A 21,760-nucleotide genomic window follows, 5' to 3' on the forward strand; every position below is an offset into this window, starting at 1 on the left:
TATGGCAACACGATCAATAGAATATCTGCAAAGTCTTGTCCGAGAACTTGCAAAATTGCCGGATGAGACTGAGTGGGTAGAATTCAAATGTAATAATAAGCAGCCACAGGTGATTGGTGAATATATTTCTGCTTTAAGCAATTCAGCAGCATTGTGCGAACGACCGAAAGCTTATTTAGTCTGGGGCGTGGATGATGCAACGCACAGAATTGTAGGCACTGAATTTCAGTATCGCAAAATGAAAAAGGGGAATGAAGAGTTGGAAGCGTGGCTTTCCAGGATGCTTTCCCCAAGGATTAATTTCCGATTTTTTGAAGTTCCGATGGATGAAGGTACAGTTGTGCTAATGGAGATTCCATGTGCAGAGAAACAACCGGTGCAGTTTGCTGGTGGGGAATATATAAGAATTGGAACGAATAAAAAGAACTTAAAAGAGTATCCGGATAAAGAAAGAGAATTGTGGAGAACATTTGATTCCACCCCATATGAACTACGAATAGCAATGGGTAATTTGGATGAGGATGAAATGGTGTCTTTACTGGATTATTCTAAGTATTATGACAAACTTGAAATGCCAATTCCGAGAAATCGTGATAAGGTATTAGAAGACCTGCAGCATGAAAAATTTATTAAGAAAAATGATGCCGGTACATGGAATATCACGAATATGGGTGCTTTGATGATTGCAAAAGATTTGAAAAAATTTGAATCTCTGCATAGAAGAACCGTCAGAGTGATATGGTATAAAGAAAATTCTAGGCTGGATGCCATAAGAGAAAAAGAATTTTGTGGAGGCTACGCATTTTCGCATGAAGAAATCGTGCAGTATATTATGACAATTATTCCACAGGAAGAAATTATTGTAGATGCTACGAGAAAATCTGTTGTCAGTTTTCCGGAAATTGCTATTCGTGAGCTGCTGGCAAATGCCATGATACATCAGGATCTTCAGCAAAGGGGTACGAATCCAATGGTGGAGGTGTTTAAAAATCGAATCGAATTTTCAAATGCCGGAGCTCCATTGGTGGCGATTGAAAGAATTGTAGACTCGGTGCCAGTGTCCAGAAATGAGAATATTGCTGGTTTTATGCACAAATGTGGTATTTGTGAGGAACGTGGAAGTGGTTATGATAAGATTGTTGAAGCAACCGGTAAAAATGAGTTGCTTGCTCCTAGAATTGAAAATCAGAACAATCAATTCACCAAAGCAATATTGTTTGCAAAAGTACCATTTGAATTAACTACGAAAGAAGATCGGATGCGGACTTGTTATATGCAGGCATGTCTGGCCTATGTCAATTTTGAAGGGATTTCTAATTCGGATATTCGAAAAATATTTGGTCTGGGAGAAAAAGAGAAGGCCAAGGCATCGAGACTTCTTACCAGTGCTGTGGAAGGTGGATATATTAAAGTAATGGACCCGGATACAGCACCAAGATATAAAAAATATGTTCCGTATTGGGCATAATTTAAGTTTCGCTAAGTTTCACTTATATAAGCATGTGAGAGAACTATAATAGAAAAATATGTAAAAAAGGCACTGAAAGCCATAGGATTTTGGGTTTGACAGTGCTTTTTCTTTGTGAAAAGAGAAAAAAACAACAAATTTAAGTTTTGCTAAGTTTCGCTGCAAATTCGGATAAACGGAGCCTGCATATTCAGCAAGCACTGCGCATCCGTTCCAGAGGAACGGAGCACCATTCCGCTTCAAACGGAGCAAAGCCCAGCAGGTTTATTAGTTACCGTTGTTTACTCTACGATCCATGCCAGGAAATTCAAGACCAAAGGCTTACCGCGCGGCAGCTTTGGCATGACGCTTCCGCACCCGGTGCTCCAACGCCTTGTAAAAGCTGCTCAGGCAGAGCGTGAGTAAAAATACGGTCAGGGTCCAGACCACAGGATGTGCCGTAAGACCAAGCTTGTTTGCAGCCAACTCCATATACCGGATCAGTACCTGATGGATCAGAAAGCCGTAAGGCGACAGCCCGGCCAGCCACAAAAACGGCTTTGCGGAAAGCAGCCGGGAAATCACTCCCTTGCCCACGGCGAGCAGCCAGACCAGCAGCACCGCAGAGGGGGTGAACAGCACGTTGTACCGGAAGGCTACCGCGCCTAAAGCTCCAACCTGTCTGGCAGCGATGAAAAAGCAACCGCCCGAAAACAGCACAGCTGCCAGCTCCAGAAGGGAAAAGGCACCGTAGGGTATGCGCTCCTCCTTGCGGCTGTGGTAAAGGCAGCCCATACAGCAGCTGATGGCAAAATCTCCTGCCCGGAAAAGAGGACACAGATAGGTCAGGTAAAATACGGCCTTTCCACTGAGTCCGGCCTTCCAGATTGCAAGGGAGAAAAAGCACTGTGCGCAGAAAATCGCGGCAGCAATGCAGCGCAGTCTGCGAGTATCGGTTTTTTTCAGCACGGCGAGAAGCCAGGGAAAGATTGCATACAGAAAAGCCTGCACCGAAAGATACCACGCTACTCCGTTCAGGCAAAACCAGAAACGGCTGGAGGGAATCCAGGTTTGCAGGAGAAAAATGCTTACCACAAGCTGCGCTGCACAGGACAGCACCCCACGGGCAGAGGGCTGTACCAGGAGCCCCTTCAGCACAAGGAGCAGGGCAGCAGCCATCATAATAAGGTGCAGCGGATACAGCTTGCGTATTTTTTGCAGGGAAAAGACCATGGCAGACCGCAGTCCAGGTGCTGTGCGCGGGCGGTCGTAATAGTTGCAGGTCATCAGAAAACCGGACAGCGCCACGAATACGGAAATTGCCCACGGCTCCAGCCACGGTGCGCCGCAATGGGACAGGACCACGCTCAGAAATGCGACTGCCCGCAGCCCCTGTAAAGATGAAATCAGCTTTTTGTCTGTCACAATATCCTCCGTTCTGCCGCAAGGCGTGGTTCATGACAATAGAATGTTCGCAGAGCGTGCATTCTATTGTATTGCGAATGGCGCAGGTGAGCAGTAACGTTTTTTACAAGTGCTATAAGTATAAAAAAGGCGGCTTGTTCTGTCAAGAAGTATGCGGAGAGCGTTTTTCCGATCCGGCGATCGACGGCGTGCGCTCCGCGGTCAACGGCTCCGGACAGCTCTGTCGCCAAAGGCTCACTGTGCGGTAGCTTTGGCATTTTCGTGGCAAAAATCAAATATTTTTTGCAGCAATAACTTGCCCGGAATCATTTCCCAACCGCACCCCTTCTGTACTCGCTGGGCGTCACGTCATAATATTTCTTAAAGAACCGGATATAGCTCCGGACGTCGGAGTAGCCGACCTTCTGGCTGATCGACTGGATTGTATCTGCAGTGTCGGTCAGCAGCGCGAGGGAACATTCCGTGCGGTAGCAGTTTAAGTACTCGGAGAGCGTTTTTCCGGTGTCGAGCTTGAAGAGCCTAGAAAGGTAGACCGGGTTTAAGCCAACGACGTCCGCGATCTGAGGGACGGAAAGCTCCTCCCTGTAGTGCTGCTGGATATAGGAAATTGCCTGGCAGATATAAGTGTGGGCTTCCATGGAGGTTTTTGTTTTGGCATTTAAAAGTCCCTGGATGCAGGAAAAGAAGATTCGGTTGCATTCGGATGGATCCGCAGCATTTTCCAGCTTTTTGAGGTAGGGGCTCAGTTGGGTGTCCGGAATGTCATCCCCGAAATCAAGCAGCGCCACATAGATCTCGCACAGGAGGATCGTTGTAAGCTTCCGGGCCTCCTGGGTGTTTGCTGTTTCCAGGTAGCGGGAAAAAAAGCTGTCGGCGATTTTGCGGGCAACAGCCTGATCGCGGTCGATCAGCGCACGAGAAAGCTGGATGGACAGGTTGGGATCCAGGGAGGAGGTCAGATCCTCCTGATGACCGATGATCATAAAATCCTCTGTTTCCGGAGAAGTGAACAAAAGGTTTCTGCGGGCCAGCTGCCAGGATTTCTGGTAGGAGGGCGATGCCTGCTCACATAATACAATTGAAAAGAATGGATCAATGGAAAGCGTCTGCTGCATGCGTTGGGAAATAGCGCTGCAGAGGCGCTTTAATTCTGCCGTCAGCTCTGCTTCTGCGATGGAGGTATTGAGCAAGATGCCGATATTCTGCCCATTTGTATGGATGCCGTAGGCTTTGCCGAGGACGGAAAATGCCTCCGAAGCGCTGGAGAGGACAACGAGGCGCAGCTGCTCCTTTTTTGTGAAATCCTCCATGATTTCGAGGGCAGGCATGTGGATGAGGATCAGGGAAAAGAAGCGATACGGAAAGACCAGACCGTATTTCGTATATTCCTGAGGCAGGGCAGTGACATCGACAGAGGCATGGAGGATACCAAGCAGCAGACGCTCCCGGACGAGCTGTTCCTTTTCGTGCAGGACGGAATGCACCTCTGAGACCTGGGCAGTCAGACTGTCCAGGGCGGAATTTAAACGGAAAAATTCATCATGATCGTCGGACAGACCGAGGGTGTAGGGCGTGATGCCGAGCTTTTCCATAATGTCATCCACTGGCTTTAACAAAATCATGCTGTAGATAGCAGAAAGTAAAAAACAGCAGAATAATATAAACAAGTATTCGTAAAAACGTCTTGAAAGAAATGGAGCAACTGCTTTTAAATGCTCTGTGTTGGACACATAGTAGGTACACTGCAGCGTATTGGAGTTCTGAACGGCAGGATAGGCATTATAATCGGGAAAAAGCAAGGCTTCATTTTCGTCAGCGGACAGAGAAGGATCCCATCGCTCGTACAGATCTGCATCCGTGGCATAGATAAGCTGATCACAAAAGGTAACGACAGCATGATAGCTGTTGTCGGAAAGAATGGCAGCAGCATCCCTGCGCAGCTCCCGCATGGCATAGGAAATCGTGATATAGCCCTTCGGATTGGAGGAATACAAAGGCAGACTGTGGGCATAGACCACAACCGGCACAGCGGGACGCGGGCTGTAGTAACGCTCATAAGGAATGTTTACAACCCAGGCCTCCTCCGTGTCCATTTCCGAAAGGATTCGGAGAAAATCCGGATTATAAAAATCACTGTAGGTGTACATGCCTCCGCTGGAATCGAAAACCCGTTCACTGCGGTCAAAATACAGACAGATCGTTTCGAAGGAGTACAGCTGAGTGTACGGAGAAATATCATTGATCATACGGGAAAAATAATCGATGGTAGGATCCGGTGAAACGAGGATGTGGTTTACGGAGGCAAGCTTTGCGATAAAAACAGAACCTACCTTCATAACGGAAAAAGTATTTTCGATATTGGAATAGGCAGCGTCTGCCTTCGCCTCCAGCTGTTCCTTTAACTGCAGACTGTTCTGCCAGATGTTTAAGAGTGTGGAAACAAAAAACAGGATCGTGGACAATAGTGCCAGAATAAAAAAACAGGAAGAAAAGTGTCTCGAGCGAATGATATTTTTCAGCTTTTTCTTTTGCATGGAACGATCGAATGATATCAAAACAATTGCCTCCCTTTGATTGGTTCTGACACCATTATACCGAAAAAATGCACAAAGCAAAAGAAAGGGAGTGCAAAAATGGATAGCAAAAATCCGATGAATCTGCAAAAAATAAAGTCAAAAAGTTGCAAAAAGTCAATAAAGGGGGTGATAGATCAAGGCTTTTTTGAAATCGTTATAAATGTAACAAAACAGGTCGGATTTTTTAATTTTTAACAGAGCTGTGTTTTTATATAATGACCTCAGAAACGGAAACAAAAAAACGCAAAGGGGCTGCAGCCACCAGGCGGGCAGCATTTACGGAACAGGACTGTTTCAGAAAAAAAGAGAGGGAGGAAGGTACATGACGGGAAAGAGGGAAAAAACCGCAGCACTTTCAAAGGGCCGACAGCAGGGGGGCCTGCAGAAGGCAGCACTGTATTTCTGGAAGCATAAATATCTGTATCTGATGCTGCTTCCGGCGATTCTGTATTACATCATTTTCTGTTACGTTCCGATGTACGGCGTAACAATTGCATTCAAGGATTTCAATCCGATGCTTGGAATCTGGAAAAGTCCGTGGGCGGGGACGGAAATGTTCCAAAAGCTGTTTGGAATGGAAAAGTTTTATTCCGTTTTCTGGAACACGATCCGGATCAGCCTGATCCGACTGATTTTCGGATTTCCGTTTCCGATTATCATTGCGCTACTTTTAAATGAGCTGCGGCTTGGAAAGGTAAAACGGGTCATCCAGACAGCGATTTACATTCCGAATTTTATTTCCTGGGTCGTTCTGGGCGGTATTCTGACAAGCCTGTTATCGATGGATTCGGGTATTGTCAACGGCGTCATCAAGGCGCTCGGCTTTGCACCGATCGGATTTTTGACAGATGAAAAGTATTTCGTCGGCACGATGGTCGTTTCGATGATCTGGAAAACGTTCGGCTGGAACACGATTATCTATCTGGCGGCGATCACCGGAATCGATCCGCAGCTGTACGAGGCGGCGACCGTGGACGGGGCGAACCGGTGGCAGAAGCTGTTACATATCACATTGCCGTGTATCCGTTCTATTATTATCGTTGTGCTGATTACGAGAATCGGCGGACTGATGCAGGCGGGCTTTGAACAGATTTTCGTATTGTATCATCCAGGCGTATACGGGACGGCGGATATCATCGATACCTATGTATACCGGATGGGCTTGCAGGAAGGCAAATTTGAGCTGGCGACAGCGGTCGGCTTGTTTAAATCCGTGATCAACTTTGCACTGGTTGTCATTGCAAACAAGACAGCACGCATGGCAGGAGAGGAGGGAATTTACTGATGAGCAGGGAAAAGCCGAAAAAAATCAAGGTTTCTGTCGGCAGCAGGATTTTTGACACAGTAAATCTGATTTTTCTGATTCTGCTGGGGCTGACAACCTTTTACCCGTTCTGGGACTGCCTGGTTGTTTCGTTTTCCTCGCTGAAAAGCTATCTGGCGACGAACATCCATTTATGGCCGGACGAATGGTCGTTTGAAGGCTATGCCTATATGTTAAAAAGCTTCGATCTGTGGAGATCGTATGCGAACTCGATTTTTATCACGGTTGTCGGCACACTGATCAACATGCTGATTACGACGATGGCGGCGTATGTGCTGTCGAAAAAGGATTTAAAGGGACAGCGGTTCTTCATGTTTCTGGCAGTGTTTACGATGATGTTTACCGGCGGAATTATTCCGACCTACATCGTTGTAAAGGATCTGCATCTGATGAATTCGCTGTGGGCGATGATCCTGCCGTCGGCGGTCAACACCTACAACCTGATTATTTTAAGAAACTTCTTCTTGGAGCTTCCGATGGAGCTGGAGGAAGCGGCGCTTTTGGACGGATGTACGGAGATCGGCGTATTGTTTAGGATCATGCTTCCGATTTCCAAACCGGCGCTGACGACGGTGACGCTGTTTTATGCAGTCGATCACTGGAACGACTTTTTCTCGGCGATTATGTATATCAATAAGAAAGAAGCATGGCCGCTGCAGCTGTTTCTGCGGTCGATGCTGTTTCAGAATGACGCAGCATATTCCAGCGGCGGAGAAAGCCTGTTTTTATTAGGACAGCCGATGAAGATGGCGGCTGTGATGCTGGCAATTATTCCGATCATGTGCGCATATCCGTTTTTTCAAAAATATTTCACAGCAGGGATGACGGCAGGCGCAGTGAAGGGGTAAAATATAAAAGGGAAAGAAAGAGGGAACAAAATGAGAAAAAGAAGTAAGTGTGCATTTCTGGCAACAGCGATGGCAGCGACAACGATTCTGGCAGCAGGCTGCGGCAACAGCGCTTCGGGTGGTCAGAACACTGCGGATTCTGCAGAGCGGGTTCCGATCCGTTGGCTGACGACCGGCGACGCTGCGGCAGAAGCAATTCAGGATAACGACCGCATTATTGAAGCGATCAACGAAAAGCTCGGCATAGACCTGACGGTTGAAATCGTTCCGGAAGCCAATACGGAAAAGGTCAACGTTGCGATGGCGTCCGGCGATTTCCCGGATGTGGTAACTGGTGCATACGGGACGAGCGCAACCCAGCAGTGGATTGATGATGGAATGGTTATTCCGCTGAATGATTACATGGATTCCTTCCCGAGCATGAAGGCATGGCTGGAAAATTACGAGTGGTCGGCACAAAATGGAAAATATTACGGCATGCCGTTTATTACACAGTACAGTGTGGCCAATACCCTGATCGTGATGCGTCAGGACTGGCTGGATAATTTGGGATTGTCCTATCCGCAGACGTTGGATGAAATGAAAGACGTCATGCTCGCTTTCACAAACGACGATCCGGACGGCGACGGACAGAACAATACATACGGCTACACGGCAGAAAAGCCGGGACAGTTTGACTGGGTATTTTTCGCATACGGACTACCCTATGCGGACTATTCGCTGGATGAAAACGATCAGGTAATCCCCGTTTTTGAAGATCCTGCGTTTGTAAAAGGCATGACCTACATCAAAGAGCTGTGGGATGCAGGTGCGATCGATCCGGAGCTGATGTTGAATGATATGTCTAAAAAAGAAGAAAAGTTCTATCAGGGCAAAGCCGGCATGATGCCTGCACCCCTGTTCCGTCATGTGACCCGTCATGAAAACAGCGTCAAAGAGCTGTTCCCGGACGCTTCGATCTGCTATGATCTTTCCCCCGCAGGTCCGGACGGCGCGAGAGGCTTAAGCAAGCAGGGCAAGAGCGGTATGATGACCTGTATCACCGCAGCCTGCAAGAACCCTGACAAAGCGGCAGCATTTGTGGACTTCATGGTTTCGGAGGAAGGAAATAACCTGCTGCGTCTTGGTATCGAAGGTATTCATTACACCAAGGATGGCGACGAAATCGTCTTCAACGAAGAAGAGCGTGCAAAGGATGCTTTCTCGCCCAATGGCTGGGCGCACGCGCTGGCGTGGGGCTCCTTCTACTGGCCTCTGGAGAGCAACTACATCCCTGTAACCGATCCGAACCGGGAACGTGCGCTGCATACCGTTGATCTTGCGACCCAGTGCCAGGTTCCGAACCTGATTAAGCAGAAAACGCAGGTTGAGATCGAAAACGGCGCCGCAGTGGACGATATTTACACCCAGTACTTTTCGGATATGCTGCAGGGTAAGCTTTCCATCGAAGAGGGTGTAGAGCAGCTGAGCAAGTCCTGGAGAAGTCAGGGCGGTGAAGAGATCCTTGAGGCAGTCAATGCAGAGTATCAGAAAACAAAAGCAAAGCAGTAAAAAGGAAAATCTAATAATATGGAAAAAACAGAGAAAAAACCGAATATTATCATGATTCTGGCAGACGATCAGGGCCCTTGGGCGATGCACTGCGCCGGAACACCGGAGCTTTATACGCCCAACCTGGACAGAATTGCAGAACAGGGAATGCGGTTTGACAGCTTCTTCTGTGCCTCGCCGGTATGCTCTCCGGCGAGGGCATCCATTCTGACCGGGAAAATGCCTTCCGCTCACGGCGTACAGGACTGGCTCAGAAGCGGAAACTTAGACGGCGAGAAATTTGCCGCCCAGGGAAAGGAAAATCCTTATTTCGAGGGCTATAAGCAGGAACGGAAGCCGATTTCCTATCTGGAAGGACAGCCCACCTACACGGACATTCTGGCGCAGAACGGCTATCACTGTGCACTCTCCGGAAAATGGCACCTGGGCAACAGCATCGAACCGCAGCAGGGCTTTCAGGAGTGGTACACCATCGGCATGGGCGGCTGCTGCTATTACCACCCGGACATGGTGGACCATGGAGAAATCACCGTGCATCATGGGGAATATGTGACAGATCTGATCACGGATCGTGCACTGGAATATTTAAAAGAGTTGGGCGAAGGGGACGACCCGTTTTATCTGTCTGTCCACTATACTGCACCCCATTCTCCCTGGGAAAAGGAGCACCATCCTGCAAAGTGGATCGATTACTATGATGGCTGCACGTTTCCCAGCATTCCCAACGTGCCGGATCATCCCGATCTGCGCACCGGCGCGGTATATGGAACCGGTAAGAGGGAAGAAAATCTGCGGGGCTATTTTGCGGCGATCAGTGCGATGGATGAACAGATCGGAAGACTGCTGGATGCAGTAGAAGAGCAGGGGCTGGCAGACAATACCGTGATCCTCTTTACAGCGGACAATGGAATGAGCATGGGACAACATGGTGTCTGGGGGAAGGGCAACGGGACATTCCCGATGAATATGTATGATTCCGCAGTTAAGGTGCCGTTTCTGATTTCCTGGCCGGGGCACATTCCTGCCAATACCGTCTGCAGCGAAATGATAAGCGCCTGCGATCTGCTCCCGACGATCCTTAAGCTGACGGGACTTTCCGACAAGCAGCCTACGGGACTTCCCGGAAGAAGCTTTACAGAGCTTTTGGAGGGCAGACAGCTGGAACACCGCGACGAGGTTGTGATCTTTGACGAATACGGGCCTGTCCGCATGATCCGGACGAAAGAATGGAAATATGTGCACCGGTATCCCTATGGAAAACATGAGCTGTATTACCTCGTGGACGATCCGGGAGAAGAGAAGAATCTGTACGGTTTACCGGAATATAAAAAACTGGTAACCCAATTAAAGGGCAGGATGGAAAAATGGTTCTGCACCTATTCCGATCCGGCCATCGACGGCGTGCGCTCCGCGGTCAACGGCTCCGGACAGCTCTGCCGCCCGGGTGTGTATGCAATCTATGAGGATCCCTTTGCACCAAAGGGCGTGGAATGATTATTCTCAAAAGTTTATGAAATAGCTATAAAAATAGGTTGTATTTATCCTATAATATGCATATAATATAAGCGAAAGTGAGGTGCATATTATGACAGTTGATACAAATACAATGATTTCTATCACAGAAGCTAATCAGAATTTTTCAAAGGTTGCCAGAGTTGTTGATGAACATGGCACAGCAGTTATCCTTAAAAACAATGTACCAAGATATCTTGTGATTGACTTTAGCAAAGCGGAGCAGGAAAAAATAGCATCTACAGAGGATGTATTTGCTATATCAGAACGTCTTATGAAGCAGAATATGAAGGCTTACGAGGTGCTTGCCAAATGATAAGATTGAGCAAAGAGCAGGTCATTTTACTTCATGAGCGACTGATTGAAGCTACTGGCGGTAGTAATGGCATTCGTGATGGTGGGATGTTGGATTCAGCACTGGCTAATCCATTTCAGTCATTTGGAGACGAAGAATTATATCCAAGTGTACAGGCAAAAGCAGCACAGCTTTGCTTTGGAATTGTAAAGAACCATCCTATGGTTGATGGAAATAAAAGATTAGGTACACATGTAATGTTAGTGTTCTTGGCATTAAATGGTTATGAGCTTTCCTATACGCAGAAGGAGCTGAGTGACGCTATCCTGGATTTGGCATCGGGCAAAACAGGTGCGGAGGATATATTGCGATGGATTATAAGCCATCAAAAGTAATGCACGAGACTATGATATACAGTTAAGACAAGGCCGGTCAGGGAAAGATTCTCTGACCGGCCTTTTGCAAGTTCATTCATCAGTCGGATGATTGCCTGTGTCTTTTCAAAATCCTGAATATCGAGAATTGCATATCTGCCGTGTCCGTTCTTTGTCAGAAAAACCGGAGCACCAACAGCTGCATCACGCAGCACAATGATGCAGACTGCCAGCGGTTGTAATTGCAGGTACAGCAAAATTCACAAAAGTCCTGAAAACAATATAAAAAATATGAGATGTGATACTAGAAATGTTATCTTTAACATATTAGGATGATAGGAAATGAATGAAATACAAAAAAATATGCGGTAAAACAAATGTATATATGCTTAATAACGATATTTGTGAAAAGTTCTTAAATTTTTAATATAAATCTGAAATATTCAATATGCTGATGCTATTGCCTTTGCACAGAAAAAAATCTACAATTTAGTTAAATTGAAATTAAGGTATAAAAACCATTGTGAAACAGAAGGAACAAAACAGGGGGAAAGGAAAATCGGTATGTGGAAAGCGGCAATATCACCAGAGAAACGGAAAAAAATAAAAAGATCTGTCAGCTTTTTTCTGAGCTTACTTTTGATACTGGAAATGGTATCGGGAACTGGCATGTTTGCAGAAGGAAACAGAGTCAAAGCGAAGGAAGAAACTCCATATGCCGTATACCTGGATCTTTCAGGAAGCAGCGCAGCAGAGGCGCTGGCATCCAAAGGGATCTATGCATACGCTTATGACGATGCAGCAGAGGCAGAAGCTGCAGAGCCGGTGAAGCTGGAAAAGACAGAGGGACAGCAGGAGATCTGGCAGCTGGGTCTGACCCGGAAATATGAGCATGTGGTATTTTGCCAGGGACAGAAAAAAGAAAACAAAAACACCACAGGGGAGCTTACGATAGACTGGTCCTTACAGGCACCCTGCTACCGGCTTCAGGGAGAAGACCTGACCGGGGCAGGCAGCTTTTACGGACTGTATACCGTATATTTTGATGGAAGTCAGTACAGTGAGTTCTGTAAAAACGGCGTCAGTGTCTATGCATATGATTCGGAAGAAAGCAGTGCAGAGGACGCACCTGTTGAGATGAAGCCCTCTGATAAGGGAAATGGAATTTACGAATACTGTCTGGACAGACCTTATGAATATATCGCCTTTATGGCCGGGACAGACGGATGGGATTATACGGAAGCGACCACACCGGTTTATACGGAATGGGACTTCCAGGATCCCTGCTTTGTACTGGAGAAGGTAGACGGAGAAGAATCCACAGGCAGCTGGGTAAACCTTCATTATATGATTTATTTCGATGCATCGAAGATCAAAGAGGATCCGGAGTTCTTAAAGTCTGGCGTATCCCTTTATGCCTGGACAGAGCAGGAGGGCGACAGACAGGAGCTTTCTGCAGAGCCGGTTCGGATGATTGCGTCTACGAAAGGCGAGGATATTTATCAGTACACGTTGGATCAGGCATATGACCATGTGCAGTTTTTCCTGGGCACCTCCTTTGATGCAGCCATCCAAACAGATGTCATCGAAATTGACTGGAACAGTCTGGCAGCACCCTGCTATCAGATGACCATCGAAAGAATCGAAGCGGAAACAGAAACCGAGACGCAGACCGAAACAGAGACTGAGACGGAAACAGAAACCGAGACACAGACCGAGACAGAAACACAGACAGAAACCGAAACACAGACAAAGACGGAAAACAAGTCTGAAACAGAAAACAGATCCCAGACGGAGACTGCTGCAGAAACACATACCACGGTAGAAACCGAGACCAAAGCAGATCCCAAACCAGAAACAGAGACTGGCACTGGCGCAGAGACAAGCTATGAAACGGAAAACAATGTGCCCTCTGCACAGGAAACAGAAAACGACGCTGTAGGCTCCGAAAGAAATACTCCGGACAGCGATCCGGCAGCAGAAGCTGCCTGGGAGCAGGAGGCGAGGTGCGAAACCTGTTTTTTTTACCTGGAGGTGCTGAGCGAAACAGTTGAGGCGAAGACTGTAGAAACCCTGGAGCGGGGAACCGAGCCTGCCACAGAAGGCTCCAAACAGGAAAATACAGAAGAAAACAACAGAGAAACTGCATCGGAAAGCAAACAGACAGAAGGAGAGACCAGACAGACCGAAACAACAGAAACCGGCACAGAGGAGGGCAATACAGAGAAAGCTCCTTCCAAGGAAGCTGTTGAAAAGGAAGCAACAGAAGAAATCCAGCAGGACGGAAGCCTGTACGACATGGGCGGTGAAATGAGAAAAGCCAGCCGTGTGGCGAAGGTTGGACTCAGAAAGGCAGCAGGAGGATTGGATTCTAACTATGTATATCTGGATACGACAGGGATGGATTTGAATTCCCAGGCGGATTGGAGTAAAGCAAGTCAGATATATCTTTTTGAGAAGGACGTCAACGGTTTTAGAAAAGGTGAAAAAGTCATCATTTATGGCAAAGAGTATTGGAGATGGCAAATTGACAGCAACAATGGTGATAAGGAATTTGCCTTTACCTATGTAAATGATTGGAACAATAATGGTGGGATTAACGCGAATGATTATTATAGAACAGAATTAGCAGGTGGATCCTTTTCACAAGCTGGCGGAAAGGTGTTTGCAAGAAATACTGAAGCATCAGGAATGATCGGTAATAAAAAGGTTTACATCGTCAAAGACATCACTGAAGAAATCACGAATAAGATTATGACTTTGTATTTCTATGACTTTACGGAGAAGGTAAATTCGGTAAAGGTATCTTATTCCTCGAACAGCAGCTTCTTTTCGGAAACACCGGAAACAGTTGAGATGGAGAATGTTGCTGGTTTTCCACATCTCTATACAGTAGAACTAGAAAAGGCGAAAATTGAAGCAAAACCCTATGTGAAGTTTACAGATGGATCCGGAGAACAGCCCGGAGAACAGCTGGGAGACATTTACTACTTCGGACAAGATAGTACCAATGCAGGCACTGACGTAGTTCCCGTAGCCTATAAAGCGGGTTCTGTGGATACCTTCCTGTATGGAGCTACCGAGCTGAAGAGCGGTGACGGTACAACAACTACTATTATAAGCGGTTGGGGCACAACGCCGGATAACGGGAGTCTGAAAGACGAAATCCTCTATTTTGATAATCAGCATTTTCCGGTAGACCCAGAAGGGGAAAGCCAGGAGGTAACCCTGAAGATTGGATCAAAAACAGTGACGCTGGAAAAAGATCCAAAGTTTCAAAATAGCTTGTATAGCTATACGTTTACGGAGGACATAACCCAGCAGACTGTTCTGACAGTGAATGATCCCAAGGGCAATATCTATCATTTTTTCTGGACAGATCGGGGCTGTAACCTGCTTCAGGTGACGAAGAACATAGCGAATGTCACAGGCGAATATGGAACCGGAAAGAAAATCTATTTTGATGCGACCTATTCAAAGCTGAATACGCCGGATGGGGGAAATGGTGGACAAAATTCCATCCCGAAAAATGACAATGCGAAGGTTTATTTTTGTGCATGGAACGAAATCACTAATGAGTACCGGCGTGGAGAGATGATAAAAGCAAAGTCCCACGAAAAGGATGGACAGACCTGGGACAATGTGTGGTATGTGCGGATTCCGGAAGATAAGGAAATTGATAAAATTATTTTCTCTGCTGACGCGTTAGATAATGAGAATAGCTTGGCTAACAACTTGTATGGCAGAAGAACTGCTATTCTGACGATTCCGGATCCGGATGAGTGTGGAGGAAAACCCTGCTTCTATGCAGACGCCGGTGATACTGCGGCATACAGTGCTGGTGAATATAGGGGCGGTTACTGGGCTGAAGCATATACGGTTCGGGATGCAGAGAAGTATAAGAAAACCGATGATGGTAAGAGCGTCGATGTAGTTGATATTAAGGAAAGTGCTTCTTCGGCAGATTCGAATACCCTGTATGTGGACTCTACCTTCTATGATTATTACACGGATTATGAATTGAACGGAAATAATCGGGATTCTTATCCGGGTGATAAGGGAATGTCTCATCGCAACTGGGTCACATTCCGACAGTTTGATCAGGCATTGAGTGATTATTATGAAAAGAATCAGGTTTCCATTCCGATCTATACGGGGCATTTTCAGCCGAGTATTGACAAATGGGGCTGTCAGTTCAACAGTGATAATATCGGGAGCACATTGAATCTATATGGAAGTGAGAACTATAACAACTTCTTTTCCACAAACAACTCTGCAATCGATGCGGATGGAGAAAATAATGGAGACTATAACCGTGCAGCACAGGGACTTGTAAATGCGGCACTTTCCAATGGAACGCTGATGACTGCAGATGGCAACAGTGCAGAACCCCATTTTGATGAAGCATTTTTACTGGGAAAAAACAGCAAAAATGCGGTCTTGGGTGAGGTCTATCATAATGTATCATTTCCGTTTAAACAGAAAGTGATCGACGAAAGAAATGGAGTAGAATACTGGTGCTTTGACAGCAGCGAAACGACACTTGCGATGCAGAAAGATTCTGCAACCGGGGAATATTACCTGAAGGATACAGGGAAACAGAACTGGGCGAAAAATGTAAACAGTAGCGGAGCCAGTGGAGATACGTATGGTTTTTTCCCCTTTAACGAAAGCCCTACTGTGACAAGCGGAACAAAATATAACTTTGGATTTGGTACTAAATTGGAGATTAAATTCCGCCTGACAGAGAATGGAAGGGTTCAGGGAAATAATGAAGAAGTGCCGATTACTTTTGAGTTTGCCGGAGATGATGATGTATGGGTATTTATTGACGGGAAGCTGGCACTGGATGTTGGCGGAGCTCATGGAAGGGTAGAAGGAACGCTGAACTTTGCTGATAAGCAGGCAACCGTGAGTGCGGTAAAGAAAAGTGCGGCAGACGCGGCAGACACAACGGTAACTTCTCCTAAAACAACAAACTTCGAATTGAAGGGCAGTAACGAAGCCGAGCATACTCTTACCATGTTCTATATGGAACGCGGTATGTGGGAATCTAATATGAAGATTACCTTCAACTTCCCGGATGAGAACGAATTTGCAGTAGAAAAACAGGTAGATAAAAGTAAGGTAAATCCCCTGTTTGCCGATTCCTTTGAGGATGCCTCTGTATTCCCCTTTACGATCCAGAATCAGGCGACACACTATGGACCAAAGGGCGCAGAAAGCGACGCAACGGTAAAAAAACAGACATTTAACAAATTCGACAGCAATTCTTCACAATTGATGTCTGCCAGCTCGGATATTACATTTGAGTGGCTGGATGGTATACCTGGTCAATCTGATCAAAGTGGTGTTGCGCACTGGTATGCACCGGTAGATGATACGACCGGAGCGTACAAAGACTTGAGATTTGGTACTATCCCATATCAATCAGACGGAACTCTGGATGCGTCAGCGATGAATAAGTATCTGGATTTCAAGCTGTATTATGCTTATAACGACACTCCAACAGCAAAATGTATTTATCTGGAGCTGGTGGATGGACAAGGGAGGAAGACAGGAGACTGGTTATCCGGAAAGCTATACGGAAACACAACCCTTAAGGGAAACGAATGGAATACCCTGACGGTTGATTTAAGCAAATTAACTACAGAAGAGGGTTTTGACTATACCAAGATAAAATCCATCAAATTTAATTACAGCTATTCCAGAAACATATATCTGGATGACTTTGTATTCCGATCCGGCGTGCAGGTAACGCAGCATATCGGATTCGAGGTGGATCAGGAAACCATTCCGGATTATGGTTCTGCTACATCCGGAAACCTGAAGAAGCCAAAGGGTGCAGTCTATTCTCTGAGTGATTCCTCCAGTACAGATACCGGAGTGATTGAAGAAGATGGAACCTTTGTACTGGCGGATGGTCAAACCGCAACCTTCCGAAATCAGTTCCGCCGCGGCAGCTACATTTCCGTGAAGGAGGAAATAGATTCACCTGCATTTGATACAAGCTGGAGCCTGTATGAAAACGGACATATAGTTGACAAGGTAACCAAAACGGGAAGCACAAACAAGGTAACGATTATATCAGGGCAAAAGGTTTCCAACGTATCCGGAACGCAGATCAAGGATGGCAGACAAGAGGTACATACGGAGGAGAATGAAAACACCGGATATCCTTCGACGCAATGGGCAAATAAAGGTCAAACCGAGGATACCATCGTGTTCCGTTCCTACGATAATCCGGATAATGAAAACGGTGTTACAAAATTAAAAGCGGTATTTGTAAATAAAGTCAAGGTTGGTTCTCTTACGATCAAAAAGGAACAGACGGAGGGTTCAGATGAGCTGAAAGGAACTTATACTTTTCAGGTTAAATTTACAAATGTCGCAGGAATGTCCCTGGAAAAGGGAGAATCCATTACGACAACCTTTACCTTAAAGAAGGGAAAATCCCATAAGATTTCAGGAATTCCCATCGGAACAGATTATGAGATTACAGAAGTAAAACCGACAGATGGAACTACCCTGAAGAAGGTTTTGATCAGTAACGATGGAACAAGCTTTAAAGATGATACATCCTTTAAAGTAGAGAAAGGCTCCGTAAACGGAACCATTACAGCGGATGCAACAAATCCTGTTGTAGAATTTCAAAATAATAATAAACCGACCGGCAGCATCGTTGTAACCAAAAAATGGAAAAATACAGATGGCACTGAGATTACGGATCGGAGCCAGCTTCCGGGCAGTATTTACCTGCAGCTGCAGAGAAAAGAGAAAGATAATGAAGCTGCGGTGTGGGAAGCAGTTGACTATTCCGGCAATATCTCAGAAAAAAATTGGGTTGAAGTTACTCCCAAGTATAGTGGTTCATCATCCTACGTTTGGTCTTATCCCTTTATGGATCTGGAACAATATGTGGACAGCGCAGCAGATCCTAAAGTTCGGTGGATCTATCGGGTTATGGAAGTGAATGACAAAGGAGAGGTGATTGATTCCGACGGGACATACACTGTGGATGAAAAAACCTATCGAGTGACCTATTCCATGGATGCTACGGCAGGCACAACAACAGATCCGACAAAAACAGGCATTGAACTTGCAGCTTTTGCAACAGCCGATGTCAAGCAGCCGACGGTGAATATGACAGTGACCAATACCTATTTGGAAGAGCTGAACCTGAAAATTACGAAAAAGGGTAAAAACACAACGGACGAATTGCTTTCCGGTGTACAGTTTAAGCTGGAGAAGAAGAATCCGGATGGAACGTGGTTTGAACCAGTCGGTAGTCTGCAAATTACTGGAGATAAAGGCGACGATAAAGGCATTGCCACCTTTACAAAACTCGGTCAGGGAACCTACAGACTGATAGAAACAAAGGCTGCAGAGGGCTACAACCTGTTGGGTGATTCGATCTTAATTGAGATTAATGAATCGAATCAGGTGAAATGGAAGATGGAGAAGGAAAAAGATGACCACTGGGAGTCAATAACTCCAATAACTATAGAGGGAGACAATGTAATTCCTCTCACCATCTACAACACAAAGCAGCTGATCCTTCCTGCAACAGGAGGATCCGGGTTTGGATTGGTTACTATGGGAGGCATTGCGCTGATGGCGCAGGCAATCCTTATGGGTACATACTTCACGCTGCAATGCAGAAAGGGGGACGATAAGCTTCGTAAAAAGAGATAGTACCCCCAAAGGTATGAAACACAGGCTGTTGGAGCAGGGGCTTATGTCCGGCAGCTGCATAAGGAGAAAACCTTAAAAACAAAGTACGGAGCCAAACGTACAAAGCAGGAGAAGTAAAAAATATTTCGGCTGTCCCAAACACAAAAGGACAGCCGGACAAAAAAGGAGAATGCAACAATGAAGAGAATGAAAAAGCTTCTGACAGGGCTCCTGACCCTGGCGATGACATTGTCGATGATGACAATGACGGCATTTGCGGCTGAAGGCGGTTCGACTGCCACAACGACCAAAATGCCGACGATTGATACGAGGAAGGATGTTTCTTTAACAATTCATAAGTATGAATATAATGGAAATTTGAAACTAGATGGAACGGGTAGTGCAACGGATGTAAACAATGTTCCGGCTGGTGAGAATGGTGCAAAACCGTTATCAGGTGTACAATTTACAATCTGGAAAGTAGCTGATTTAGCTGATTATTATGGCGAGGATGGAGCTGTATTGCCAAAGGTAGAGGATTTTGAACTTACCGGGAAAGGTGATGCAGCTGAATTAAAGAAAAAAGGAAGTACAACTCCATTCAGTGGCAAAATTTCAAAAGAAACAGTTAATGGAGTAATCACCTTTGATGGGCCCAAGGTTACCCAAGGCTTATATTACGTTAGCGAAACCAATGCTCCTGCAAACGTAACAGGGAAAACTGACGATTTCCTTGTATCCCTGCCTATGACAAACGTAGAGGGAAATGACTGGATTTATGATGTGCATGTATTCCCCAAAAACAAGACTACTTACGGTGGAGTAACACTTGTTAAGCAGGGAAAAGAAGGAACTAAGGCGGCAGTATCTCTGGAAGGTGCAGAATTTATCCTGCAGATGAAAGATAAAGAGGCTACTACTGCAAAATGGGATTATTTAAAATATGATGATTCTAGTACTAGTGCTAAATGGACTTATACTGGTGTGGCACCGACAGATGCAACAAAATTTAAAACAGACAGCAATGGTCAGATCAACGTAAAAGATCTGACAGCCGGAACATACCGCTTTATCGAGGTTAGCGCACCCAATGGTTACATTATGGATGGCACAAAGAAATATCAGTTTACGATTGATACTGACGGAAAAGTTACCTGGGAAGAAGATGCAAACGTAGGTGGAATCGGAACAACATCCAATGTAGGAGGAACGCATAGTGCAATCGTTACCATTACAAACGAAAAGCCCGACACAGAAAAATTTGTAATGGATCGGAAAAGTAAAGATTGGGAAGCTGACGCAGATTATAGAGTAGGCGCTGTGGTTCCTTACTTAATCAGAGTTGACGTGCCTTCCAATGTTGCAAAGTTAAAAACCTTTAAGCTGACAGATACAATGAAAAATTTGACATATAAAGATGGCAGCTTTAAGATTTATAATACGAAAGCAACAGATTACACAGGCACAGCTCCGATTTTAACAGGAATCACACCTACTGTATCTGGTAAAACCTGGGAAATCGAATTTAACACCGTGGGCACAGATGGAACAATCACTTCCTCTGTTGAAGCCTATAAAGGACAGTCCATTTACATTTATTTCGAAGCAACCTTAGATAATAATGCAGCGATGACAGAAGCTGGTAACCCGAATAATATTACATTAGATTATTCCAATGCAATTTATCCGACAGGGGATCCCAGTAACCCGAATGATGGAAAGGATCCGATAGTCGATTACATTAAGGATGTTGTCAATGTATTTACCTTTGGAATTGATGTTCTCAAGTTAGATGGCGAAGCTACTACTCCTAATACTCCACTGGATGGTGTTACATTTGATTTGTATCGTGTAAAGGATGGAGTAAGCCTTCCTGCAGCTCCTGCTAAAGTTACAGAAGCATGGCTGAAAACTGCGGGCAATGCTGTAAAAATTGGTTCCAAAACGACTGGTGCAGACGGTAAATTGTCCTTTGAGGGTCTTGATAACGCAACCTACTATCTGGTTGAGACACAAACAAAGGCTGGTTATAACCTGTTAAAAGAGCCCTACAAAGCAGTATTAAACCTTACAGCCACATTTACTAAAGAAACAACGAAAAAGATTACGACAGATTCTGTGAATGAAACAGTAACCACAGAGACAACAACAACAACTATTTATGGTACAGGAGCTGGAGTTGGAACAACTAACGGTAAATTCGTGGTAACCGTTAAGAACTACAAAGGCTTCACCCTTCCCACCACCGGTGGCATCGGTACCTTCGTATTCACCTTCGCTGGTATTGCCATGATGGCAGCAGCAGTGATCCTGCTGATCACCAGCAAGAAGAAAAAAGCAGAGTAATTCAGACAGATAACTCTTTTGTTATCTCTTCTATGGATACTGCGAAGCTGTTGTGAAGTACAGCTGCAATTTTATCAGCAACGGGTCTGTATCGCGTTTCGTGTGCGCGAGAACAGATACCGGCACAGGACGGGGGTCACGTCCCGCCCTGTGCATCGCTCCTTCAGAACCCCCTTTCCCCCTGAACGGAGCGATACTGCGGTGATCGCCGTCGGTCTTAGAAACCGGCTGCGGCTGCGGTAATCGGGAAAGAAAAATTTGGGATTTTCTTTTCCGTGTTGTGTTTTCCCATTCCCTTCCTGAAAAGGACATCCGGGCGCTCTCCCGTGCCCTTGGATGTCCACGAAAAAACGGCGCAGAGAAAATGCAGAAGCGGCGGCTGCCGCAG

13 protein-coding genes are annotated in these 21,760 nt (G+C 45.9%); 10 read left to right on the forward strand and 3 right to left on the reverse strand.

The genetic code is table 11. The annotated features are described in order from the left end of the window. Window position 1: 1 nt before the first annotated feature. On the forward strand, window positions 2-1,468 hold the full coding sequence (locus tag OCV62_RS05005) for an RNA-binding domain-containing protein (RefSeq protein WP_262585444.1): 1,467 nt from the start codon (window positions 2-4) through the stop codon (window positions 1,466-1,468). Window positions 1,469-1,789: 321 nt separating this feature from the next. On the opposite strand, the gene OCV62_RS05010 is transcribed toward OCV62_RS05005, so the two are convergent. Beyond that, the gene (locus OCV62_RS05010) at window positions 1,790-2,872 is read right to left on the reverse strand and encodes an acyltransferase family protein (protein WP_262585445.1); all 1,083 of its coding nucleotides are present in this window, start codon (window positions 2,870-2,872) and stop codon (window positions 1,790-1,792) included. A 77-nt stretch (window positions 2,873-2,949) separates the two neighbouring features. Here OCV62_RS05010 and OCV62_RS05015 point away from each other — a divergent pair, with 77 nt between their 5' ends. Then, window positions 2,950-3,120 carry a hypothetical protein gene (locus tag OCV62_RS05015; RefSeq protein WP_262585446.1) on the forward strand — a complete coding sequence of 57 codons (171 nt, stop codon included), beginning with the start codon at window positions 2,950-2,952 and terminating at the stop codon, window positions 3,118-3,120. A gap of 57 nt (window positions 3,121-3,177) precedes the next feature. Here the strand turns inward: OCV62_RS05015 and OCV62_RS05020 are convergent, their stop codons facing one another. Further along, the gene (locus OCV62_RS05020; protein WP_262585447.1) at window positions 3,178-5,427 is read right to left on the reverse strand and encodes a helix-turn-helix domain-containing protein; all 2,250 of its coding nucleotides are present in this window, start codon (window positions 5,425-5,427) and stop codon (window positions 3,178-3,180) included. Window positions 5,428-5,770: 343 nt separating this feature from the next. On the opposite strand from OCV62_RS05020, the gene OCV62_RS05025 reads away from it, so the two are divergent. The 6 genes from OCV62_RS05025 to OCV62_RS05050 all read left to right on the forward strand — a co-directional run bounded on the left by OCV62_RS05025 (window position 5,771) and on the right by OCV62_RS05050 (window position 11,373). Then, complete coding sequence (locus OCV62_RS05025; protein WP_117960972.1) at window positions 5,771-6,733, forward strand: ABC transporter permease; 963 nt, start codon at window positions 5,771-5,773, stop codon at window positions 6,731-6,733. Further along, the gene (locus OCV62_RS05030; RefSeq protein WP_117960974.1) at window positions 6,733-7,620 is read left to right on the forward strand and encodes a carbohydrate ABC transporter permease; all 888 of its coding nucleotides are present in this window, start codon (window positions 6,733-6,735) and stop codon (window positions 7,618-7,620) included. Before OCV62_RS05025 ends, OCV62_RS05030 begins: the two co-directional genes overlap by 1 nt. A gap of 30 nt (window positions 7,621-7,650) precedes the next feature. Beyond that, on the forward strand, window positions 7,651-9,171 hold the full coding sequence (locus tag OCV62_RS05035; RefSeq protein ID WP_262585448.1) for an extracellular solute-binding protein: 1,521 nt from the start codon (window positions 7,651-7,653) through the stop codon (window positions 9,169-9,171). 18 nt (window positions 9,172-9,189) lie between these two features. Next, entirely contained in the window at window positions 9,190-10,665 is a 1,476-nt protein-coding gene (locus OCV62_RS05040) for a sulfatase-like hydrolase/transferase (protein WP_262585449.1), read from the forward strand. Window positions 10,666-10,756: 91 nt separating this feature from the next. Then, entirely contained in the window at window positions 10,757-10,999 is a 243-nt protein-coding gene (locus OCV62_RS05045; RefSeq protein WP_021915582.1) for a type II toxin-antitoxin system Phd/YefM family antitoxin, read from the forward strand. After that, window positions 10,996-11,373, forward strand: coding sequence for a type II toxin-antitoxin system death-on-curing family toxin (locus OCV62_RS05050; protein WP_262585450.1), 378 nt, complete (start codon window positions 10,996-10,998; stop codon window positions 11,371-11,373). The genes OCV62_RS05045 and OCV62_RS05050 overlap by 4 nt, the downstream gene beginning before the upstream one ends. Here the strand turns inward: OCV62_RS05050 and OCV62_RS05055 are convergent. Beyond that, complete coding sequence (locus tag OCV62_RS05055) at window positions 11,364-11,609, reverse strand: hypothetical protein (protein WP_262585451.1); 246 nt, start codon at window positions 11,607-11,609, stop codon at window positions 11,364-11,366. The genes OCV62_RS05050 and OCV62_RS05055 overlap by 10 nt on opposite strands. Before the next feature lie 382 nt (window positions 11,610-11,991). On the opposite strand from OCV62_RS05055, the gene OCV62_RS05060 reads away from it, so the two are divergent. Beyond that, window positions 11,992-19,047, forward strand: coding sequence for a SpaA isopeptide-forming pilin-related protein (locus OCV62_RS05060; protein WP_262585452.1), 7,056 nt, complete (start codon window positions 11,992-11,994; stop codon window positions 19,045-19,047). Window positions 19,048-19,224: 177 nt separating this feature from the next. Continuing rightward, the gene (locus OCV62_RS05065) at window positions 19,225-21,372 is read left to right on the forward strand and encodes a SpaH/EbpB family LPXTG-anchored major pilin (protein WP_262585453.1); all 2,148 of its coding nucleotides are present in this window, start codon (window positions 19,225-19,227) and stop codon (window positions 21,370-21,372) included. Window positions 21,373-21,760: the final 388 nt, after the last annotated feature.

Origin of the sequence: Gallintestinimicrobium propionicum (genome assembly GCF_025567525.1) — a bacterium.
GTDB lineage: Bacteria > Bacillota > Clostridia > Lachnospirales > Lachnospiraceae > Gallintestinimicrobium > Gallintestinimicrobium propionicum.

Excerpts from the sequence above, each read along its gene's own strand:
- OCV62_RS05040 (WP_262585449.1), top strand. The coding sequence starts at position 9,190 with ATGGAAAAAACAGAGAAAAAACCGAATATTATCATGATTCTGGCAGAC.
- OCV62_RS05035 (WP_262585448.1), top strand. The coding sequence starts at position 7,651 with ATGAGAAAAAGAAGTAAGTGTGCATTTCTGGCAACAGCGATGGCAGCG.
- OCV62_RS05015 (WP_262585446.1), top strand. The coding sequence starts at position 2,950 with ATGGCGCAGGTGAGCAGTAACGTTTTTTACAAGTGCTATAAGTATAAA.
- OCV62_RS05050 (WP_262585450.1), top strand. The coding sequence starts at position 10,996 with ATGATAAGATTGAGCAAAGAGCAGGTCATTTTACTTCATGAGCGACTG.
- OCV62_RS05045 (WP_021915582.1), top strand. The coding sequence starts at position 10,757 with ATGACAGTTGATACAAATACAATGATTTCTATCACAGAAGCTAATCAG.
- OCV62_RS05005 (WP_262585444.1), top strand. The coding sequence starts at position 2 with ATGGCAACACGATCAATAGAATATCTGCAAAGTCTTGTCCGAGAACTT.
- OCV62_RS05025 (WP_117960972.1), top strand. The coding sequence starts at position 5,771 with ATGACGGGAAAGAGGGAAAAAACCGCAGCACTTTCAAAGGGCCGACAG.
- OCV62_RS05065 (WP_262585453.1), top strand. The coding sequence starts at position 19,225 with ATGAAGAGAATGAAAAAGCTTCTGACAGGGCTCCTGACCCTGGCGATG.
- OCV62_RS05030 (WP_117960974.1), top strand. The coding sequence starts at position 6,733 with ATGAGCAGGGAAAAGCCGAAAAAAATCAAGGTTTCTGTCGGCAGCAGG.